Annotated in this window: 1 protein-coding gene and 1 pseudogene; both read left to right on the forward strand. The window is 59.9% G+C overall.

Features of this window, described 5'->3' with window-relative positions:
- The first annotated feature begins 826 nt into the window (after positions 1-826).
- Positions 827-21,110: pseudogene (locus AB5975_10870) on the forward strand (retention module-containing protein).
- A gap of 143 nt (positions 21,111-21,253) precedes the next feature.
- A complete protein-coding gene (locus tag AB5975_10875; protein XDR22958.1) occupies positions 21,254-21,595 on the forward strand; it encodes a tryptophan synthase subunit beta in 342 nt (113 codons plus the stop codon).
- Positions 21,596-21,719: the final 124 nt, after the last annotated feature.

The following is a 21,719-nucleotide window of genomic DNA, read 5'->3' on the forward strand; positions in this document are numbered from 1 at the left end:
GTGCTTCATTTTTACCAGACGTAGCGGCGCTATGAATGTTTCATTTTTGATCCAGCCATTAGGCTTGGCGCCAAGTTGCAGCATAGCCTGCCATCCAGCCTGCGGCGGCAGGGGCTTCGATATCCAGCTTAGTCATTGTCAGTAAACAGGCGCTGGTTAATTGGCGTTTGGTTGTAACTTGTTAGTCAAAATTCATCTATAGAAAGCAGATCCCTGGGCCGTCAGCGTTCGATAATCGCAAGCGGTTTCCCATGAGTGGGGCGGCAGTATTGGCGCACCCGTGCAGCATCTCTTTGATTTGCGACAATTCGCTGCTCGTGGTGTATGCACAATTGAAAACCTGTGCGGCTTGAGCGTGCAACGCATTCGCGATTCAACCTGCTTTCAGTCCGCTGGCAAGCCGCAACCCGGCAAGGTTTGTGCTTTATGGACATGCAGTGCCGGGGCGATTGACAGTGGTTTGAATGTTGACGCCAATAACACTGACCGCGCCCGATGAACGATGGCCTCGCCGCATCATCCATGGCGGCCCAGGTGTGTAAATAAGTACCTGGATCGAGGGATAAACAGGCTTTAGATGATGTACGACATTTGTCCTTGAGAAACGCTTGGCTAAGGTACAAATATCAATGTGACATTACATTGCCGATTGTTTAGGATGGCATGTATAAGGTCAATAGTTTGGCAGTTAAGCAATTCCAAATAGTTATAGACGGAATATTGACGTCAAAAAACGTCAAGAGATCATCTACATAGTTCCGCCTGAAGTGGCTAGCAAGCGCCGCTCTGGCAGGGAAGTACCCCATCGGGTCACACGGAGAGTCCAATGAGCAGCGTTGTAGCCATCGTCAAAAGTATTGTCGGCCAGGTTATTGCGGTATCCCCAGAGGGCATCCGGCGTGTACTCATCGAGGGTGACCGTCTATTGACCGGTGAAGAAGTGCTCACTGGTCCTGGTGGCGCGGTTACTCTGGAACTGGCTGATGGCCGTCTGCTCGATCTGGGTCGCGATAGCCAATGGAGCGCTGAAGCACCTGACAGCAGCACCGATCTGAGCCAGGCGACTGCCCAGGCTGCGCCGTCGGTGGAAGAGCTGCAGCAGGCGATTGCTGCGGGTGTCGACCCGACTACAGAGCTTGAAGCTACCGCAGCTGGCCCGTCGGCAGCGGGCGGTGGTGGTGCGCTGGGCGGTGGTCATAGCTTCGTGATGCTCGAAGAAACGGCGGGCCGGGTCGACCCGACGGTTGGCTTCCCGACTGACGGCTTGGGCTTTGCCGCTGCGCTCGATAGCGAGGAAGTGGGCCTGCTGGACACCAACGGCAACAACCTGGTGATCCCACCGACGACGGACACCAACGTTGCTACGGACCTGATTCTTGGCGCTACCCCTTCGATCAGCGAGGCGGGTGGCGTAATCGTTTATACCGCCACGGTTGGCCAGGCACCGACCACCAACCTGGTCGTTACCCTGTCCAATGGTGCTGTGATCGTCATTCCGGCCGGGCAGACCAGCGGTAGCGTCAATGTCGTGGTCCCGGCAAATGACACCCCATATATCGACGGTGGCCAGATTTCGGCGACCGTGACAGGTAGCACCGGTGGTGGCGGGCTGACGGTAACATTGCCGCAAACGCCTGCGGTTACCCAGGTGACGGATACCATCGACACCACCACGGCTACCCTGACTGCGTCGCCTAGCGTGACCGAAGGTGGCGTGATCACCTATACCGTGACCCTGAGCAACCCTGCCCAGACTCCGGTAACCGTGACCCTGTCCAACGGCCAGACCATCACCGTTGAAGCAGGCAAGACCCAGGGCAGCGTCGACTTCCAGACCCCGGCGAACGACGTCTACAACAACGGCTCGACCGTCAGTGTCACCATCGAGAACGCCACGGGCGGTAACTTCGAGCAGCTGACCCCGAATCCGACCCCGGCTCAGACCACGATCAACGATTCGGTCGACACCACTACCGCGACCCTGACGGCGAACCCGTCGGTGACCGAAGGCGGCGTGATCACCTACACCGTGACCCTGAGCAACCCTGCCCAGACTCCGGTAACCGTGACCCTGTCCAACGGCCAAACCATCACCGTTGAAGCGGGCAAGACCCAGGGCAGTGTCGACTTCCAGACCCCGGCGAACGACGTCTACAACAACGGCTCGACCGTCAGCGTCACCATCGAGAACGCCACGGGCGGTAACTTCGAGCAGCTGACCCCGAATCCGACCCCGGCTCAGACCACGATCAACGATTCGGTCGACACCACTACCGCGACCCTGACGGCGAACCCGTCGGTGACCGAAGGTGGCGTGATCACCTACACCGTGACCCTGAGCAACCCTGCCCAGACTCCGGTAACCGTGACCCTGTCCAACGGCCAGACCATCACCGTTGAAGCAGGCAAGACCCAGGGCAGTGTCGACTTCCAGACCCCGGCCAACGACGTCTACAACAACGGCTCGACCGTCAGCGTCACCATCGAGACCGCCACGGGCGGCAACTTCGAGCAGCTGACCCCGAATCCGACCCCGGCTCAGACCACGATCAACGATTCGGTCGACACCACTACCGCGACCCTGACGGCGAACCCGTCGGTGACCGAAGGTGGCGTGATCACCTACACCGTGACCCTGAGTAACCCTGCTCAGACTCCGGTAACCGTGACCCTGTCCAACGGCCAGACCATCACCGTTGAAGCAGGCAAGACCCAGGGCAGCGTCGACTTCCAGACCCCGGCGAACGACGTCTACAACAACGGCTCGACCGTCAGCGTCACCATCGAGACCGCCACGGGCGGTAACTTCGAGCAGCTGACCCCGAATCCGACCCCGGCTCAGACCACGATCAACGATTCGGTCGACACCACTACCGCGACCCTGACGGCGAACCCGTCGGTGACCGAAGGTGGCGTGATCACCTACACCGTGACCCTGAGCAACCCTGCCCAGACTCCGGTAACCGTGACCCTGTCCAACGGCCAGACCATCACCGTTGAAGCGGGCAAGACCCAGGGCAGTGTCGACTTCCAGACCCCGGCGAACGACGTCTACAACAACGGCTCGACCGTCAGTGTCACCATCGAGAACGCCACGGGCGGTAACTTCGAGCAGCTGACCCCGAATCCGACCCCGGCTCAGACCACGATCAACGATTCGGTCGACACCACTACCGCGACCCTGACTGCGAACCCGTCGGTGACCGAAGGTGGCGTGATCACCTACACCGTGACCCTGAGCAACCCTGCCCAGACTCCGGTAACCGTGACCCTGTCCAACGGCCAGACCATCACCGTTGAAGCGGGCAAGACCCAGGGCAGTGTCGACTTCCAGACCCCGGCCAACGACGTCTACAACAACGGCTCGACCGTCAGCGTCACCATCGAGAACGCCACGGGCGGTAACTTCGAGCAGCTGACCCCGAATCCGACCCCGGCTCAGACCACGATCAACGATTCGGTCGACACCACTACCGCGACCCTGACTGCGTCGCCTAGCGTGACCGAAGGCGGCGTGATCACCTACACCGTGACCCTGAGCAACCCTGCCCAGACTCCGGTAACCGTGACCCTGTCCAACGGCCAGACCATCACCGTTGAAGCAGGCAAGACCCAGGGCAGTGTCGACTTCCAGACCCCGGCGAACGACGTCTACAACAACGGTTCGACTGTCAGTGTCACCATCGAGAACGCCACGGGCGGTAACTTCGAGCAGTTGACGCCGAACCCGACCCCAGCCTCGACTGTCATCAATGACAGCATCGACACTGTTACCGTAAGCATCGTCAGCAATGGCAATGTGACCGAAGACCAGCAACCTTCCTTTACGGTGAAAGTAAGCCAGGCGCTGGACCGTCCGTTGACCGTAACCCTGTCGAACGGCGACACAGTGACGATCGAAGCTGGCAAGACCGAAGTCGAGTACAAGACTCCGGCTCAGGGCGATGACGTCTATCACGACGCCGGCTCCATCACCCTCAGCGTTACCGACGCTACAGTTCCGGGTGCCACCTTCGAGAAGCTGGCCTTGGGTGGCCCGGCCACTGTTGAAATTTCGGACACCATCAGTGAGGTTGTGGCCAAGCTGACCGCCACGCCTTCGGTGACCGAGGGCGGCGAGATCACTTACACCATCACGCTGACCAACAAAGACGGCTTGCCGATCAACAACCACGGCGCCCTGACGTTCACGTTGAGCGACGGCAAGACCGTCATCACCGTGCCGGCCAACAGCACCACCGGTTCGATCACCGTGACTGCCCCGGACAACGTCTACGTCGGCAGCAACCCCCCAGTGGTGCAGTCGATCGCGACCGTTGTCGGCGCCGACGTCGGCAAGTTCGAACAGCTGACCCTGGACAAGACCCCGGTCAGCACTACCGTCACTGACGAGCCTGGTACTCCAGGCAACCCAGGCGGCAGCAACGAAGGTGATCTGGTCAAGGTCACCATCACGGCCGATCAAGCTTCGGTGGCTGAAAACGTCAAACCGACCTTCACCGTGCACATCAATCAGCCACTGGACCACGACCTGGTCGTGACCCTGAGCAACAATGCCCAGGTCACCATCAAGGCTGGCGAGACCAGCGCGCCTTACGAACACGCGGCACAGGGCGATGACGTCTACCTGGACAGCGGTGAAATCAGCCTCGGCATCAAGTCGGCTGTGGATATCGACGGCCGTACCTTCGAAAACCTGCAATTGGGCGGTGATGCTTCGGTTCAAGTGACCGACACCCTCGACGAAGTCGTGGCCAAACTGACCGCCACGCCTTCGGTGACCGAAGGTGGCGAGATCACTTACACCATCACCCTGACCAACAAAGACGGTCTGCCGATCAACAACCACTCGGAGCTGTACTTCAAGCTGACCGATGGCACCACGGTCGTCGTCGCAGCCAACAGCACCACCGGTTCCGCCACCGTAATCGCGCCGGATAACGTCTATGTCGGTGCTAACCAGCCAGTGGTCAACGCCATCGATGCGGTCAGCGGTGCAGATGCGTGGAAGTTCGAAAACCTGAACCTGGACAAGACTCCGGTCAGCACCCAGGTCACTGACGAGCCAGGTACGCCAGGCAACGAAGGCGATATCGTTAAGGTCACCATTACGGCTGACCAGGTATCGGTCGCCGAGAACGTGAAGCCGACCTTCACCGTGCACGTCAATCAGCCGCTGGATCACGACCTGGTCGTGACCCTGAGCAACAATGCCCAGGTCACCATCAAGGCGGGCGAGACCAGCGCGCCGTACGAGCACGCGGCACAAGGTGACGACGTCTACCAAGACGCTGGCGAAATCAGCCTGGGCATCAAGTCGGCGGTGGACGCCACGGGCGCTACCTTCGAGAACCTGCAGTTGGGTGGTGATGCTTCGGTCAAAGTGACCGACACCATCGACGAAGTGGTAGCCAAGCTGACCGCAACGCCTTCGGTCACCGAAGGCGGCGAGATCACCTACACCATCACGCTGACCAACAAAGACGGTCTGCCGATCAACAACCACTCGGAGCTGTACTTCAAGCTGACCGATGGTACGACTGTCGTCGTCGCAGCCAACAGCACCACAGGTTCCGCCACTGTAATCGCGCCGGATAACGTCTATGTCGGCGCTAACCCGCCAGTGGTCAATGCCATTGACGCAGTCAGCGGTGCAGATGCGTGGAAGTTCGAAAACCTGAACTTGGACAAGACCGAGGTCAGCACCCAGGTAACCGACGAGCCAGGCACTCCGGGCAACGAAGGCGACTTGGTCAAAGTCACTATCACCGCCGACCAAACCTCGGTGGCCGAGAACGTCAAACCGACCTTCACCGTTCACATCAACACCGCCCTGGCGCACGACCTGGTCGTGACCCTGAGCAACAATGCTCAGGTCACCATCAAGGCGGGCGAAACCAGCGCGCCGTACACCCACGATGCACAGGGCGACGACGTCTACAAAGACTCGGGCGAGATCAGCCTGGGTATCAAGTCGGCGGTGGATGTCGATGGCCGTACCTTCGAAAACCTGCAACTGGGCGGCGATGCTTCGGTTCAGGTGACCGACACCACCGACGAAGTCGTGGCCAAGCTGACCGCTACGCCTTCGGTCACCGAAGGCGGTGAGATCACCTACACCATCACCCTGACCAACAAAGACGGTCTGCCGATCAACAACCACGGCGCCCTGACCTTCACGTTGAGCGACGGCACTACCGTCATCACCATCCCGGCCAACGGCACCACGGCTTCGGTCACCGTCACCGCGCCTGACAACGTCTATGTCGGTGCTAATGACCCCGTCGTGAAGTCCATCGCCACCGTTGAAGGCGCAGACGTCGACAAGTTCGAGCAACTGACCCTGGATAAAACCCAGGTCAGCACCACCGTCACCGACGAACCGGGTACTCCGGGCAACGAAGGCGATTTGGTCAAGGTCACTATTACAGCCGATCAGGCTTCGGTGGCCGAGAACGTCAAGCCGACCTTCACCGTTCACATCAACACCGCCCTGGCGCACGACCTGGTCGTGACCCTGAGCAACAATGCCCAGGTCACCATCAAGGCTGGCGAGACCAGCGCGCCTTACGAGCACGCGGCACAGGGCGATGACGTCTATCTGGACAGCGGCGAAATCACCCTCGGCATCAAGTCGGCCGTGGATGTCGATGGCCGTACCTTCGAAAACCTGCAACTGGGCGGCGATGCTTCGGTTCAGGTGACCGACACCCTCGACGAAGTCGTGGCCAAACTGACCGCCACGCCTTCGGTCACCGAAGGCGGCGAGATCACTTACACCATCACCCTGACCAACAAAGACGGCCTGCCGATCAACAACCACTCGGAGCTGTACTTCAAGCTGACCGATGGCACCACGGTCGTTGTCGCAGCCAACAGCACCACCGGTTCCGCCACTGCAATCGCGCCGGATAACGTCTATGTCGGCGCTAACCAGCCAGTGGTCAACGCCATCGATGCGGTCAGCGGTGCAGATGCGTGGAAGTTCGAAAACCTGAACCTGGACAAGACTCCGGTCAGCACCCAGGTCACTGATGAGCCAGGTACGCCAGGCAACGAAGGCGATATCGTTAAGGTCACCATTACGGCTGACCAGGTATCGGTCGCCGAGAACGTGAAGCCGACCTTCACCGTGCACGTCAATCAGCCGCTGGATCACGACCTGGTCGTGACCCTGAGCAACAATGCCCAGGTCACCATCAAGGCGGGCGAAACCAGTGCGCCGTACGAGCACGCTGCACAAGGTGACGACGTCTACCAAGACGCTGGCGAAATCAGCCTGGGCATCAAGTCGGCGGTGGACGCCACGGGCGCTACCTTCGAGAACCTGCAGTTGGGTGGTGATGCTTCGGTCAAAGTGACCGACACCATCGACGAAGTGGTAGCCAAACTGACCGCCACGCCTTCGGTCACCGAAGGCGGCGAGATCACTTACACCATCACCCTGACCAACAAAGACGGCCTGCCGATCAACAACCACTCGGAGCTGTACTTCAAGCTGACCGATGGTACGACTGTCGTCGTCGCAGCCAACAGCACCACCGGTTCCGCCACTGCAATCGCGCCGGATAACGTCTATGTCGGCGCTAACCCGCCAGTGGTCAACGCCATCGATGCGGTCAGCGGTGCAGATGCGTGGAAGTTCGAAAACCTGAACCTGGACAAGACTCCGGTCAGCACCCAGGTCACTGATGAGCCAGGTACGCCAGGCAACGAAGGCGATATCGTTAAGGTCACCATTACGGCTGACCAGGTATCGGTCGCCGAGAACGTGAAGCCGACCTTCACCGTACACGTCAATCAGCCGCTGGATCACGACCTGGTCGTGACCCTGAGCAACAATGCCACGGTCACCATCAAGGCTGGGGAGACCAGTGCGCCGTACGAGCACGCTGCACAAGGTGACGACGTCTACCAAGACGCTGGCGAAATCAGCCTGGGCATCAAGTCGGCGGTGGACGCCACGGGCGCTACCTTCGAGAACCTGCAGTTGGGTGGTGATGCTTCGGTCAAAGTGACCGACACCATCGACGAAGTGGTAGCCAAGCTGACCGCAACGCCTTCGGTCACCGAAGGCGGCGAGATCACTTACACCATCACGCTGACCAACAAAGACGGCCTGCCGATCAACAACCACTCGGAGCTGTACTTCAAGCTGACCGATGGTACGACTGTCGTCGTCGCAGCCAACAGCACCACAGGTTCCGCCACTGTAATCGCGCCGGATAACGTCTATGTCGGCGCTAACCCGCCAGTGGTCAATGCCATTGACGCGGTCAGCGGTGCAGATGCGTGGAAGTTCGAAAACCTGAACTTGGACAAGACCGAGGTCAGCACCCAGGTAACCGACGAGCCAGGCACTCCGGGCAACGAAGGCGACTTGGTCAAAGTCACTATCACCGCCGACCAAGCCTCGGTGGCCGAGAACGTCAAACCGACCTTCACCGTGCACGTCAACCAGCCGCTGGACCACGACCTGGTCGTGACCCTGAGCAACAATGCTCAGGTCACCATCAAAGCCGGCGACACCAGCGTCAAGTACGAGCACGCGGCGCAGGGCGATGACGTTTATCTGGACAGCGGCGAAATCAGCCTCGGCATCAAGTCGGCTGTGGATATCGACGGTCGCACCTTCGAGAACCTGGAGTTGGGCGGCGCTGCGAAAGTCGACGTCACCGACACCACCGACGAAGTGATCGCGAAACTGACGGCCACCGAGTCCGTGACCGAAGGCGGCGAGATCACCTACACCATCACCCTGACCAACAAAGACGGTCTGCTGATCAACAACCACGGCGCGCTGACCTTCACGCTGAGCGACGGCAAGACCGTCATCACCGTACCGGCCAATGGCACCACCGGTTCGGTCACCGTGGCTGCACCGGACAACGTCTACGTTGGTGCCAACGACCCGATCGTCAAGTCGATCGCAACCGTTGAAGGCGCGGATGTCGACAAGTTCGAGAAGTTGACCCTGGATAAAACCGAGGTCAAAACCACCGTTACCGACGAGCCAGGTACCCCAGGCAACCCAGGCGGCACCAACGAAGGCGACCTGGTCAAGGTCACCATCACCGCCGACCAAGCCTCGGTCGCCGAGAACGTCAAACCGACCTTCACCGTGCACGTCAACCAGCCGTTGGACCACGACCTGGTCGTGACCCTGAGCAACAACGCCACGGTCACCATCAAAGCCGGCGACACCAGCGTCAAGTACGAGCACGCGGCGCAAGGTGATGACGTCTACCTGGACAGCGGCGAAATCAGCCTCGGCATCAAGTCGGCGGTGGACGTCGACGGCCGCACCTTCGAGAACCTGGAGCTGGGCGGCGCGGCGAAAGTGGATGTCACCGACACCACCGACGAAGTGATCGCGAAACTGACCGCGACTCCATCGGTCACCGAAGGCGGCGTGATCACCTACACCGTGACGCTGACCAACAAAGACGGCCTGCCGATCGACAAGCACGCAGCGCTGACCTTTACCCTGGACGATGGCAAAACCACCATCACCATCCCAGCCAACGGTACTTCTGGCACCGCCACGGTCACCGCCCGGACAACGTCTACGTTGGTGCCAACGACCCGATCGTCAAGTCGATCGCAACCGTTGAAGGCGCGGATGTCGACAAGTTCGAGAAGTTGACCCTGGATAAAACCGAGGTCAAGACCACTATTACCGACGAACCTGGCACTCCGGGCAATCCAGGCAACCCGGGCGGCACCAACGAAGGCGACCTGGTCAAAGTCACTATCACCGCCGACCAAACTTCGGTGGCCGAGAACGTCAAACCGACGTTCACCGTGCACGTCAACCAGCCGCTGGATCACGACCTGGTCGTGACCCTGAGCAACAACGCCACGGTCACCATCAAAGCCGGCGACACCAGCGTCAAGTACGAGCACGCAGCGCAGGGCGATGACGTTTATCTGGACAGCGGCGAAATCAGCCTCGGCATCAAGTCGGCTGTGGATATCGACGGTCGCACCTTCGAGAACCTGGAGCTGGGCGGCGCGGCGAAAGTCGACGTCACCGACACCACCGACGAAGTCGTGGCCAAGTTGACCGCTACGCCTTCGGTCACCGAAGGCGGCGAGATCACCTACACCATCACCCTGACCAACAAAGATGGCCTGCTGATCAACAACCACGGCGCCCTGACCTTCACGCTGAGCGACGGCAAAACCGTCATCACCGTGCCGGCCAACGGCACCACCGGTTCGGTCACCGTGGCTGCACCGGACAACGTCTACACCGGTGCCAACGACCCGATCGTCAAGTCGATCGCAACCGTTGAAGGCGCGGATGTCGACAAGTTCGAGAAACTGACCCTGGATAAAACCGAGGTCAAGACCACTGTCACTGACGAGCCAGCCAGGTAACCCAGGCGGCACCAACGAAGGCGACCTGGTCAAGGTCACCATCACCGCCGACCAAACCTCGGTGGCCGAAAACGTCAAACCGACGTTCACCGTGCACGTCAACCAGCCACTGGACCACGACCTGGTCGTGACCCTGAGCAACAACGCCACGGTCACCATCAAAGCCGGCGACACCAGCGTCAAGTACGAGCACGCGGCGCAGGGCGATGACGTTTACCTGGACAGCGGCGAAATCAGCCTCGGCATCAAGTCGGCTGTGGACGTCGATGGTCGCACCTTCGAGAACCTGGAGTTGGGCGGCGCTGCGAAGGTAGATGTCACCGACACCACTGACGAAGTGATGGCGAAAGTTGACCGCGACGCCTTCGGTCACCGAAGGCGGCGAGATCACCTACACCATCACGCTGACCAACAAAGATGGCCTGCTGATCAACAACCACGGCGCCCTGACCTTCACGCTGAGCGACGGCAAGACCGTCATCACCGTGCCGGCCAACGGCACCACCGGTTCGGTCACGGTGGCTGCACCGGACAACGTCTACACCGGCACCAACGACCCTGATGATCAAATCGATCGCAACTGTTGAAGGCGTGGATGTCGACAAGTTCGAGAAACTGACCCTGGATAAAACCGAGGTCAAAACCACCGTTACCGACGAGCCAGGTACCCCAGGCAACCCAGGCGGCACCAACGAGGGCGACCTGGTCAAGGTCACCATCACCGCCGACCAAACCTCGGTCGCCGAGAACGTCAAACCGACGTTCACCGTGCACGTCAACCAGCCGTTGGATCACGACCTGGTCGTGACCCTGAGCAACAATGCCAGGTCACCATCAAAGCCGGCGACACCAGCGTCAAGTACGAACACGCGGCGCAGGGCGATGACGTTTATCTGGACAGCGGCGAAATCAGCCTCGGCATCAAGTCGGCGGTGGATATCGACGGTCGCACCTTCGAGAACCTGGAGTTGGGCGGCGCTGCGAAGGTAGATGTCACCGACACCACTGACGAAGTCGTGGCCAAGTTGACCGCTACGCCTTCGGTCACCGAAGGCGGCGAGATCACCTACACCATCACGCTGACCAACAAAGATGGCCTGCTGATCAACAACCACGGCGCGCTGACCTTCACGCTGAGCGACGGCAAGACTGTCATCACCGTGCCGGCCAACGGCACCACCGGTTCGGTCACGGTCATCGCGCCGGACAACGTCTACACCGGCACCAACGACCCTGTGATCAAATCGATCGCGACCGTTGAAGGCGCGGATGTCGATAAGTTCGAGAAGCTGACCCTGGATAAAACCGAGGTCAAGACCACTGTTACCGACGAGCCAGGTACTCAGGGGCAACGAAGGCGACCTGGTCAAGGTCACCATCACCGCCGACCAAACTTCGGTCGCCGAGAACGTCAAACCGACCTTCACCGTGCACGTCAACCAGCCACTGGATCACGACCTGGTCGTGACCCTGAGCAACAACGCCACGGTCACCATCAAAGCCGGCGACACCAGCGTCAAGTACGAGCACGCGGCGCAGGGCGATGACGTTTATCTGGACAGCGGCGAAATCAGCCTCGGCATCAAGTCGGCTGTGGACGTCGACGGTCGCACCTTCGAGAACCTGGAGTTGGGCGGCGCGGCGAAAGTCGATGTCACCGACACCACCGACGAAGTGATCGCGAAACTGACGGCCACCGAGTCCGTGACCGAAGGCGGCGAGATCACCTACACCATCACGCTGACCAACAAAGATGGCCTGCTGATCAACAACCACGGCGCCCTGACCTTCACGCTGAGCGACGGCAAAACCGTCATCACCGTGCCGGCCAACGGCACCACCGGTTCGGTCACCGTGGCTGCACCGGACAACGTCTACGTTGGTGCCAACGACCCGATCGTCAAGTCGATCGCAACCGTTGAAGGCGCGGATGTCGACAAGTTCGAGAAACTGACCCTGGATAAAACCGAGGTCAAGACCACTGTCACTGACGAGCCAGGTACTCCGGCAACGAAGGCGACCTGGTCAAGGTCACCATCACCGCCGACCAAACCTCGGTGGCCGAAAACGTCAAACCGACGTTCACCGTGCACGTCAACCAGCCACTGGACCACGACCTGGTCGTGACCCTGAGCAACAACGCCACGGTCACCATCAAAGCCGGCGACACCAGCGTCAAGTACGAGCACGCGGCGCAGGGCGATGACGTTTATCTGGACAGCGGCGAAATCAGCCTCGGCATCAAGTCGGCTGTGGATATCGACGGTCGCACCTTCGAGAACCTGGAGTTGGGCGGCGCTGCGAAGGTAGATGTCACCGACACCACTGACGAAGTCGTGGCCAAGTTGACCGCTACGCCTTCGGTCACCGAAGGCGGCGAGATCACCTACACCATCACGCTGACCAACAAAGATGGCCTGCTGATCAACAACCACGGCGCCCTGACCTTCACGCTGAGCGACGGCAAAACCGTCATCACCGTGCCGGCCAACGGCACCACCGGTTCGGTCACCGTGGCTGCACCGGACAACGTCTACGTTGGTGCCAACGACCCGATCGTCAAGTCGATCGCAACTGTTGAAGGCGTGGATGTCGACAAGTTCGAGAAGTTGACCCTGGATAAAACCGAGGTCAAAACCACCGTTACCGACGAGCCAGGTACCCCAGGCAACCCAGGCGGCACCAACGAAGGCGACCTGGTCAAGGTCACCATCACCGCCGACCAAACCTCGGTGGCCGAAAACGTCAAACCGACGTTCACCGTGCACGTCAACCAGCCACTGGACCACGACCTGGTCGTGACCCTGAGCAACAACGCCACGGTCACCATCAAAGCCGGCGACACCAGCGTCAAGTACGAGCACGCGGCGCAGGGCGATGACGTTTATCTGGACAGCGGCGAAATCAGCCTCGGCATCAAGTCGGCTGTGGATATCGACGGTCGCACCTTCGAGAACCTGGAGTTGGGCGGCGCTGCGAAGGTAGATGTCACCGACACCACTGACGAAGTCGTGGCCAAGTTGACCGCTACGCCTTCGGTCACCGAAGGCGGCGAGATCACCTACACCATCACGCTGACCAACAAAGATGGCCTGCTGATCAACAACCACGGCGCCCTGACCTTCACGCTGAGCGACGGCAAAACCGTCATCACCGTGCCGGCCAACGGCACCACCGGTTCGGTCACCGTGGCTGCACCGGACAACGTCTACGTTGGTGCCAACGACCCGATCGTCAAGTCGATCGCAACTGTTGAAGGCGTGGATGTCGACAAGTTCGAGAAGTTGACCCTGGATAAAACCGAGGTCAAAACCACCGTTACCGACGAGCCAGGTACCCCAGGCAACCCAGGCGGCACCAACGAAGGCGACCTGGTCAAGGTCACCATCACCGCCGACCAAACCTCGGTGGCCGAAAACGTCAAACCGACGTTCACCGTGCACGTCAACCAGCCACTGGACCACGACCTGGTCGTGACCCTGAGCAACAACGCCACGGTCACCATCAAAGCCGGCGACACCAGCGTCAAGTACGAGCACGCGGCGCAGGGCGATGACGTTTATCTGGACAGCGGCGAAATCAGCCTCGGCATCAAGTCGGCTGTGGATATCGACGGTCGCACCTTCGAGAACCTGGAGTTGGGCGGCGCTGCGAAGGTAGATGTCACCGACACCACTGACGAAGTCGTGGCCAAGTTGACCGCTACGCCTTCGGTCACCGAAGGCGGCGAGATCACCTACACCATCACGCTGACCAACAAAGATGGCCTGCTGATCAATAACCACGGCGCGCTGACCTTCACGCTGAGCGACGGCAAGACTGTCATCACCGTGCCGGCCAACGGCACCACCGGTTCGGTCACGGTCATCGCGCCGGACAACGTCTACACCGGCACCAACGACCCTGTGATCAAATCGATCGCGACCGTTGAAGGCGTGGATGTCGACAAGTTCGAGAAACTGACCCTGGATAAAACCGAGGTCAAGACCACCGTTACCGACGAGCCAGGTACCCCAGGCAACCCAGGCGGCACCAACGAAGGCGACCTGGTCAAGGTCACCATCACCGCCGACCAAGCCTCGGTCGCCGAGAACGTCAAACCGACCTTCACCGTGCACGTCAACCAGCCACTGGACCACGACCTGGTCGTGACCCTGAGCAACAATGCTCAGGTCACCATCAAAGCCGGCGACACCAGCGTCAAGTACGAACACGCGGCGCAAGGCGATGACGTCTACCTGGACAGCGGCGAAATCAGCCTCGGCATCAAGTCGGCGGTGGACGTCGATGGCCGTACCTTCGAGAACCTGGAGCTGGGCGGCGCGGCGAAAGTGGATGTCACCGACACCACCGACGAAGTGATCGCGAAACTGACCGCGACTCCATCGGTCACCGAAGGCGGCGAGATCACCTACACCATCACGCTGACCAACAAAGATGGCCTGCTGATCAACAACCACGGCGCGCTGACCTTCACGCTGAGCGACGGCAAGACCGTCATCACCGTGCCGGCCAACGGCACCACCGGTTCGGTCACGGTCATCGCGCCGGACAACGTCTACACCGGCACCAACGACCCTGTGATCAAATCGATCGCGACTGTTGAAGGCGTGGATGTCGACAAGTTCGAGAAACTGACCCTGGATAAAACCGAGGTCAAAACCACCGTTACCGACGAGCCAGGTACCCCAGGCAACCCAGGCGGCACCAACGAGGGCGACCTGGTCAAGGTCACCATCACCGCCGACCAAGCCTCGGTCGCCGAGAACGTCAAACCGACGTTCACCGTGCACGTCAACCAGCCGTTGGATCACGACCTGGTCGTGACCCTGAGCAACAATGCTCAGGTCACCATCAAAGCCGGCGACACCAGCGTCAAGTACGAACACGCGGCGCAGGGCGATGACGTTTATCTGGACAGCGGCGAAATCAGCCTCGGCATCAAGTCGGCGGTGGATATCGACGGTCGCACCTTCGAGAACCTGGAGTTGGGCGGCGCTGCGAAGGTAGATGTCACCGACACCACTGACGAAGTCGTGGCCAAGTTGACCGCTACGCCTTCGGTCACCGAAGGCGGCGAGATCACCTACACCATCACGCTGACCAACAAAGATGGCCTGCTGATCAACAACCACGGCGCGCTGACCTTCACGCTGAGCGACGGCAAGACTGTCATCACCGTGCCGGCCAACGGCACCACCGGTTCGGTCACGGTCATCGCGCCGGACAACGTCTACACCGGCACCAACGACCCTGTGATCAAATCGATCGCGACCGTTGAAGGCGTGGATGTCGACAAGTTCGAGAAGCTGACCCTGGATAAAACCGAGGTCAAAACCACCGTTACCGACGAGCCAGGTACCCCAGGCAACCCAGGCGGCACCAACGAAGGCGACTTGGTCAAAGTCACTATCACCGCCGACCAAACCTCGGTCGCCGAGAACGTCAAACCGACGTTCACCGTGCACGTCAATCAGCCACTGGACCACGACCTGGTCGTGACCCTGAGCAACAACGCCACGGTCACCATCAAAGCGGGCGACACCAGCGTCAAGTACGAGCACGCAGCGCAAGGCGATGACGTCTACCTGGACAGCGGCGAAATCAGCCTCGGCATCAAGTCGGCTGTGGATATCGACGGTCGCACCTTCGAGAACCTGGAGTTGGGCGGCGCTGCGAAGGTAGATGTCACCGACACCACTGACGAGGTCGTGGCCAAGTTGACCGCTACGCCTTCGGTCACCGAAGGCGGCGAGATCACCTACACCATCACGCTGACCAACAAAGACGGTCTGTTGATCAACAACCACGGCGCGCTGACCTTCACGCTGAGCGACGGCAAGACCGTCATCACCGTGCCGGCCAACGGCACCACCGGTTCGGTCACGGTCATCGCGCCGGACAACGTCTACACCGGTACCAACGACCCTGTGATCAAATCGATCGCGACTGTTGAAGGCGTGGATGTCGACAAGTTCGAGAAACTGACCCTGGATAAAACCGAGGTCAAAACCACCGTTACCGACGAGCCAGGTACCCCAGGCAACCCAGGCGGCACCAACGAGGGCGACCTGGTCAAGGTCACCATCACCGCCGACCAAGCCTCGGTCGCCGAGAACGTCAAACCGACGTTCACCGTGCACGTCAACCAGCCACTGGACCACGACCTGGTCGTGACCCTGAGCAACAACGCCACGGTCACCATCAAAGCGGGCGACACCAGTGTCAAGTACGAGCACGCAGCGCAAGGTGATGACGTCTACCTGGACAGCGGCGAAATCAGCCTCGGCATCAAGTCGGCTGTGGACGTCGACGGCCGCACCTTCGAGAACCTGGAGTTGGGCGGCGCGGCGAAAGTGGATGTCACCGACACCACCGACGAAGTGATCGCGAAACTGACCGCGACTCCATCGGTCACCGAAGGCGGCGTGATCACCTACACCGTGACGCTGACCAACAAAGACGGCCTGCCGATCGACAAGCACGCAGCGCTGACCTTTACCCTGGACGATGGCAAAACCACCATCACCATCCCAGCCAACGGTACTTCTGGCACCGCCACGGTCACCGCCCCGGACAACGTCTACGTCGGCACCAACCCAGCGATCGTCAAAGCGATCGCCACGGTCAGCGGCGTTGATGTGGACAAGTTCGAGAAGCTGACCCTGGACAAGAGCTCGGTCAGCACCTCGGTAACCGACGAGCCTGGCTCGGGTGTGCCTGGCGACAACAACCAGGGCGACCTGGTCAAGGTCACCATCACCGCCGACCAAGCCTCGGTGGCCGAGAACGTCAAACCGACGTTCACCGTGCACATCAACCAAGCGCTGGCCAACGACTTGGTCGTGACCCTGAGCAACAACGCTCAGGTCACCATCAAAGCCGGCGACACCAGCGTCAAGTACGAGCACGCGGCGCAGGGCGACGACGTCTACAAAGATGCCGGTGAAATCAGCCTGGGCATCAAGTCGGCCGCCGACATCGGCAACCGTCCGTTCGAGAACCTGCAACTGGGCGACGCGGCGAAGGTCAGTGTCACCGACACCACCGACGAAGTGATCGCGAAACTGACCGCGACCCCATCGGTCACCGAAGGCGGCGTGATCACCTACACCGTGACGCTGACCAATAAAGACGGCCTGCCGATCAACAACCACTCGGCGCTGACTTTCACGCTGAGCGATGGCAAGACCACCATCACCGTGCCGGCCAACGGTACCGTGGGCACTGCCACCGTGATTGCCCCGGACAACGTCTACGTCGGTGCCAACGACCCTGTGATCAAGTCGATTGCTACGGTCAGTGGGACGGATGTGGACAAGTTCGAGAAGCTGACCCTGGACAAGACTTCGGTCACGACCAGCGTCACCGACGAGCCAGGTTCGGGTACTCCGGGTACCGGCAACCAGGGCGACGTCACCACAGTTGGCATCACTGGCACCTCTTCGCTGACCGAAGGCGAAACCGGCCAGTACACGCTGACCCTGAGCAACGCGTCCAAGGCCGAAGTCACCATCACCCTCAGCTACAGCGGCACCGCCAAAAACGGTGAGGACTTCAGCGGTGTCACCACCGTGAAGATCCCGGCCAACAGCACCGGTACGACGTTCAACATCGCTACCATCGACGACAAGCTGGTCGAAGGTACCGAGAACTTCGTGGTGAAAATCGAAACTGCCACCGGTGGCAACTTCGAGAACCTGCAGGTCGATAGCAGCAAGTCGAGCGTGACGACCACTATCCTCGACAACGACCACCTGCCTGTTTCGCCTGGCGGTGCGGTATTTGGCGTGGAGGACACCGACTACGTGTTCGCCTGGAGCGATTTCAAAGTCACTGATGCCGATGGCAACACTGGCCTGTTCGTGACCATTACCTCACTCCCGGCCGCTGGCAGCCTGCAGTTCTTCAACGGTACTGCGTGGGTGAATGTGGCCGTCAACCAGGTGATCAGCCAGGCTGACATTACTGCCAATAACCTCAAGTTCGTCCCGGCCCTCAACCAGTCGGGTGCGGACAACTACGGTGGTAATGGTGTAGGTAACCAACAGGCTGACTACGCGCAGTTCAAGTTCAAGCCGAACGATGGCACCAACCTGGGCAGCGAAGTGACCATGAAGGTCGACATCAGCCCGGTTGCCGATAAACCGACCCTGAGCTTCGGCAGTGCGGATATCGACTCCAAAGGCCTGACCAAGGAAGTCTGGACCAGCCTCAAAGGCCTGGGTACGGGCGGCAATGGCATAACCGGCGAGGACCTGAAGGCAGTATTTGCCAACTCTGGCAATGCCAACTCCAGTAGCACCACCACCAATGTGCAGTCCGATGGCAGCGTCACCGCTGGCACCGGCTCGAAAACGTCGGGCCTGATCTACCTGGAAGCCGGCAAGACCTACACCTTCAGCGGTACGGCTGACGACAGCTTCGTGGTCACCATCGGTGGCAAGACTGTGGTCACGGCCACCTGGGGCGCGGGTGGCCAGGTTTCGGGCACCTTCACTCCGAACACCAGCGGCTACTACCCGATCGAGGTCTACCATGCCAACCAGTCTGGTCCAGGCAGCTATGACCTGAACATCCAGGTAGGCTCGGGTGCTGTCACCGACCTGAGCAGCTCGAACGTCAAGATGTACCAGAACGTGACCGAGATGGCCAACGCTGGCCTGGGCGTGTCCGACCTGCATACCGTCAATGGTCAGAGCTACTACGACGGCTACAAACTCAACGAAGGGCCGGAAGGTGGCTCGGTGAAACTGGTCGGCATTACCACCGCCCTGACCGATACCGATGGCTCCGAAACCCTGAACGTGACCCTCAGCGGTATTCCGAAAGGTACCGTGCTGAGTGACGGTGCAGGCCATACCGTCACAGTAGGCAGCACCCCGGTCGATGTGACTGGCTGGAAACTCAGCGGGTTGACCCTCACGCCGCCGGCCTACTACAAAGGCTCGTTCGACATCACTGTCACCTCGACGGCCACCGAAAGCCTGGGCGGGTCAGCCATCACCACCGGCAACATCCCGGTGACGGTATACGCTGCGACCTACAAGGCCAGCGTGGGTACCACGGGCAATGACACCATGATCGGCAGCGAAGGCAACGACATCATCGTCGCCGACGTGTCGGGCCTGAACGTGGTGCAGGGCAAGAACTACAACATTGCCTTCATGGTCGACAGCTCGGGCAGTATGAGTGACAAGTCGATTGCCGATGCGAAGACGCAGTTGGCCTCGGTGTTCAATTCGCTCAAGGCCAGCCTGGGTTCCGACACCTCCGGTACCGTGAACATCTTCCTGGTGGACTTCGATACCCAGGTGAACAAGAACGTGGCGGTCAACCTTGCCGACCCTGATGCCTTGAGCAAGCTGCAGGCGGTATTGAACTCGATGGTGGGTGGCTACTACGGTGGCGGCACCAACTATGAAGACGCGTTCAAGACCACGTCCAACTTCTTCAACAGCACCATGGCCACCAGCAACAAAGGTGCGGAGAACCTGACCTACTTCATCACCGACGGTAAGCCAACCTATTACCAGAGCGGGGAGTCCACCAACCCTAGCCTGTGGAAGAATGGCAAGAACCTGGATGATGTGGTCAACGTCAACAACTACAAGATGGGCGATACCTTCAGTGCCTGGGCCGACAGCACTCACAAGGTCGAGATCAGTAGCAGTGGCGTAGTCAAAGTGCTGACCTACACCGAGAAAAAAGGCGAGTTGGTGTATGACTCCACCAAGACGGTTGGCACCTTGCATGCACAGGGGGATGGCACCTATGAATTCTCCAGCCTGGGTGGTACTGGCTACGCCGACTACTGGAACTACGTGGATTCGGCGGCGGGTTCCACTGCGAGTTTCGCAGTGCTGGGCGGCACCAACGGCTTGAGTAAGGTGCAGGCCATCGGCCTGAACAGCGATGTCACGCTGAACGACCTGAAACCTTACGACAGCGCTGGCAAGCCACAGACCAACATCGATCCGTCCGACTTGGCGAAGGCGATTCTTGGCCACTCCGAAGCAACGGTGCCAGGTGCCGACACCATCGACGGTGGCAACGGCAACGACATCATCTTCGGTGACTTGATCACCCTCAACGGCGTTGTCAGCGAGGGCTACCAGGCCCTGCAGACCTACGTTGCGCAGAAGAGCGGTGTCGAGGTCAGCTCCGTCACCACCAGCAATGTCCACCAGTACATCACCGAGCACTACACCGAGTTCGATATCTCCGGTGCCAAAGACGGCAATGACATTCTGTCCGGCGGCAACGGCAACGATATCCTCTTCGGCCAAGGTGGTAACGACACCCTCGATGGTGGCAGAGGTAACGACATCCTGCTGGGCGGTAGTGGCAATGACACCCTCATCGGTGGCCACGGCGACGATATCCTGATCGGTGGCAGCGGTGCCGACACCTTCGTTTGGAAGGCTGGCGACTTCGGCAACGACGTCATCAAGGACTTCAAGCTGAGCGACAAGGACAAGATCGACTTGAGCGATCTGCTGCAGGGTGAGAAAGGCAGCACCATCGACAATTACCTGAAGCTCACTACGGTGGACGGCACGACGACGCTGCAGGTCAGCAGCGAAGGCAAGCTCAACGCCGCCGGTGGCCTGGCAAATGCCGATGTGACCATCAAGCTGGAAGGGGTGAACTGGTCCAACACCACGATCAATTCGTTGATCAGCGGTGCTGACCCGACCATCATCATTCACAACAAGGACAACTGATGGACCCGGGGCCGCGTAGCGGCCCCGGCTCTTTCCTGCCTTTCGCCAACAGCGCATACTCTGGCGCCGGGCCTGCGTGCCCGGCGATCTTTGCCTATGCTGCTGTCTACCAACAAGGAACCAACGTGACGAGGGACACCGCCATGTTCTACGTGCAACGCGACGCTGCCGGCCAGTTGCTGCGGGTAGAAGCAGCCGCCTTTGACCAGTTCACCGAAATGCTCCCTGCCGACCATGCCGATATCCAGGAGTGGTTTGCCGACGACGTCGTGGAAAACAGCCTCAACCAGCTCAAGCAAAGCGACCTGGACATGATCCGCGTGCTTGAGGACCTGATCGATGTGCTGACTGCCAAAGGCGTATTCAAGATCACTGACCTACCCGCCGGTGCCCAGGCCAAGCTGCTCAACCGCTCCACGGCGCGCAAGGCACTCAGCAGCCTGAACAACCTCATCGATGAAGAAGAGCAGGGCGGGCTGATCTGATTGCGAACCGAGCAAATCCCAGTGCTATGGTTATTCTTTAAAGGTATTTAAAATATAGCTCTTATGACTTTATAGTCACTTCCACTGCGTACCCGTCGACCAATCGATGCGCCGCACGACTTGA

It is taken from the genome of Pseudomonas putida, assembly GCA_041071465.1.
In the GTDB taxonomy this organism is placed as follows: Bacteria; Pseudomonadota; Gammaproteobacteria; order Pseudomonadales; family Pseudomonadaceae; genus Aquipseudomonas; species Aquipseudomonas putida_P.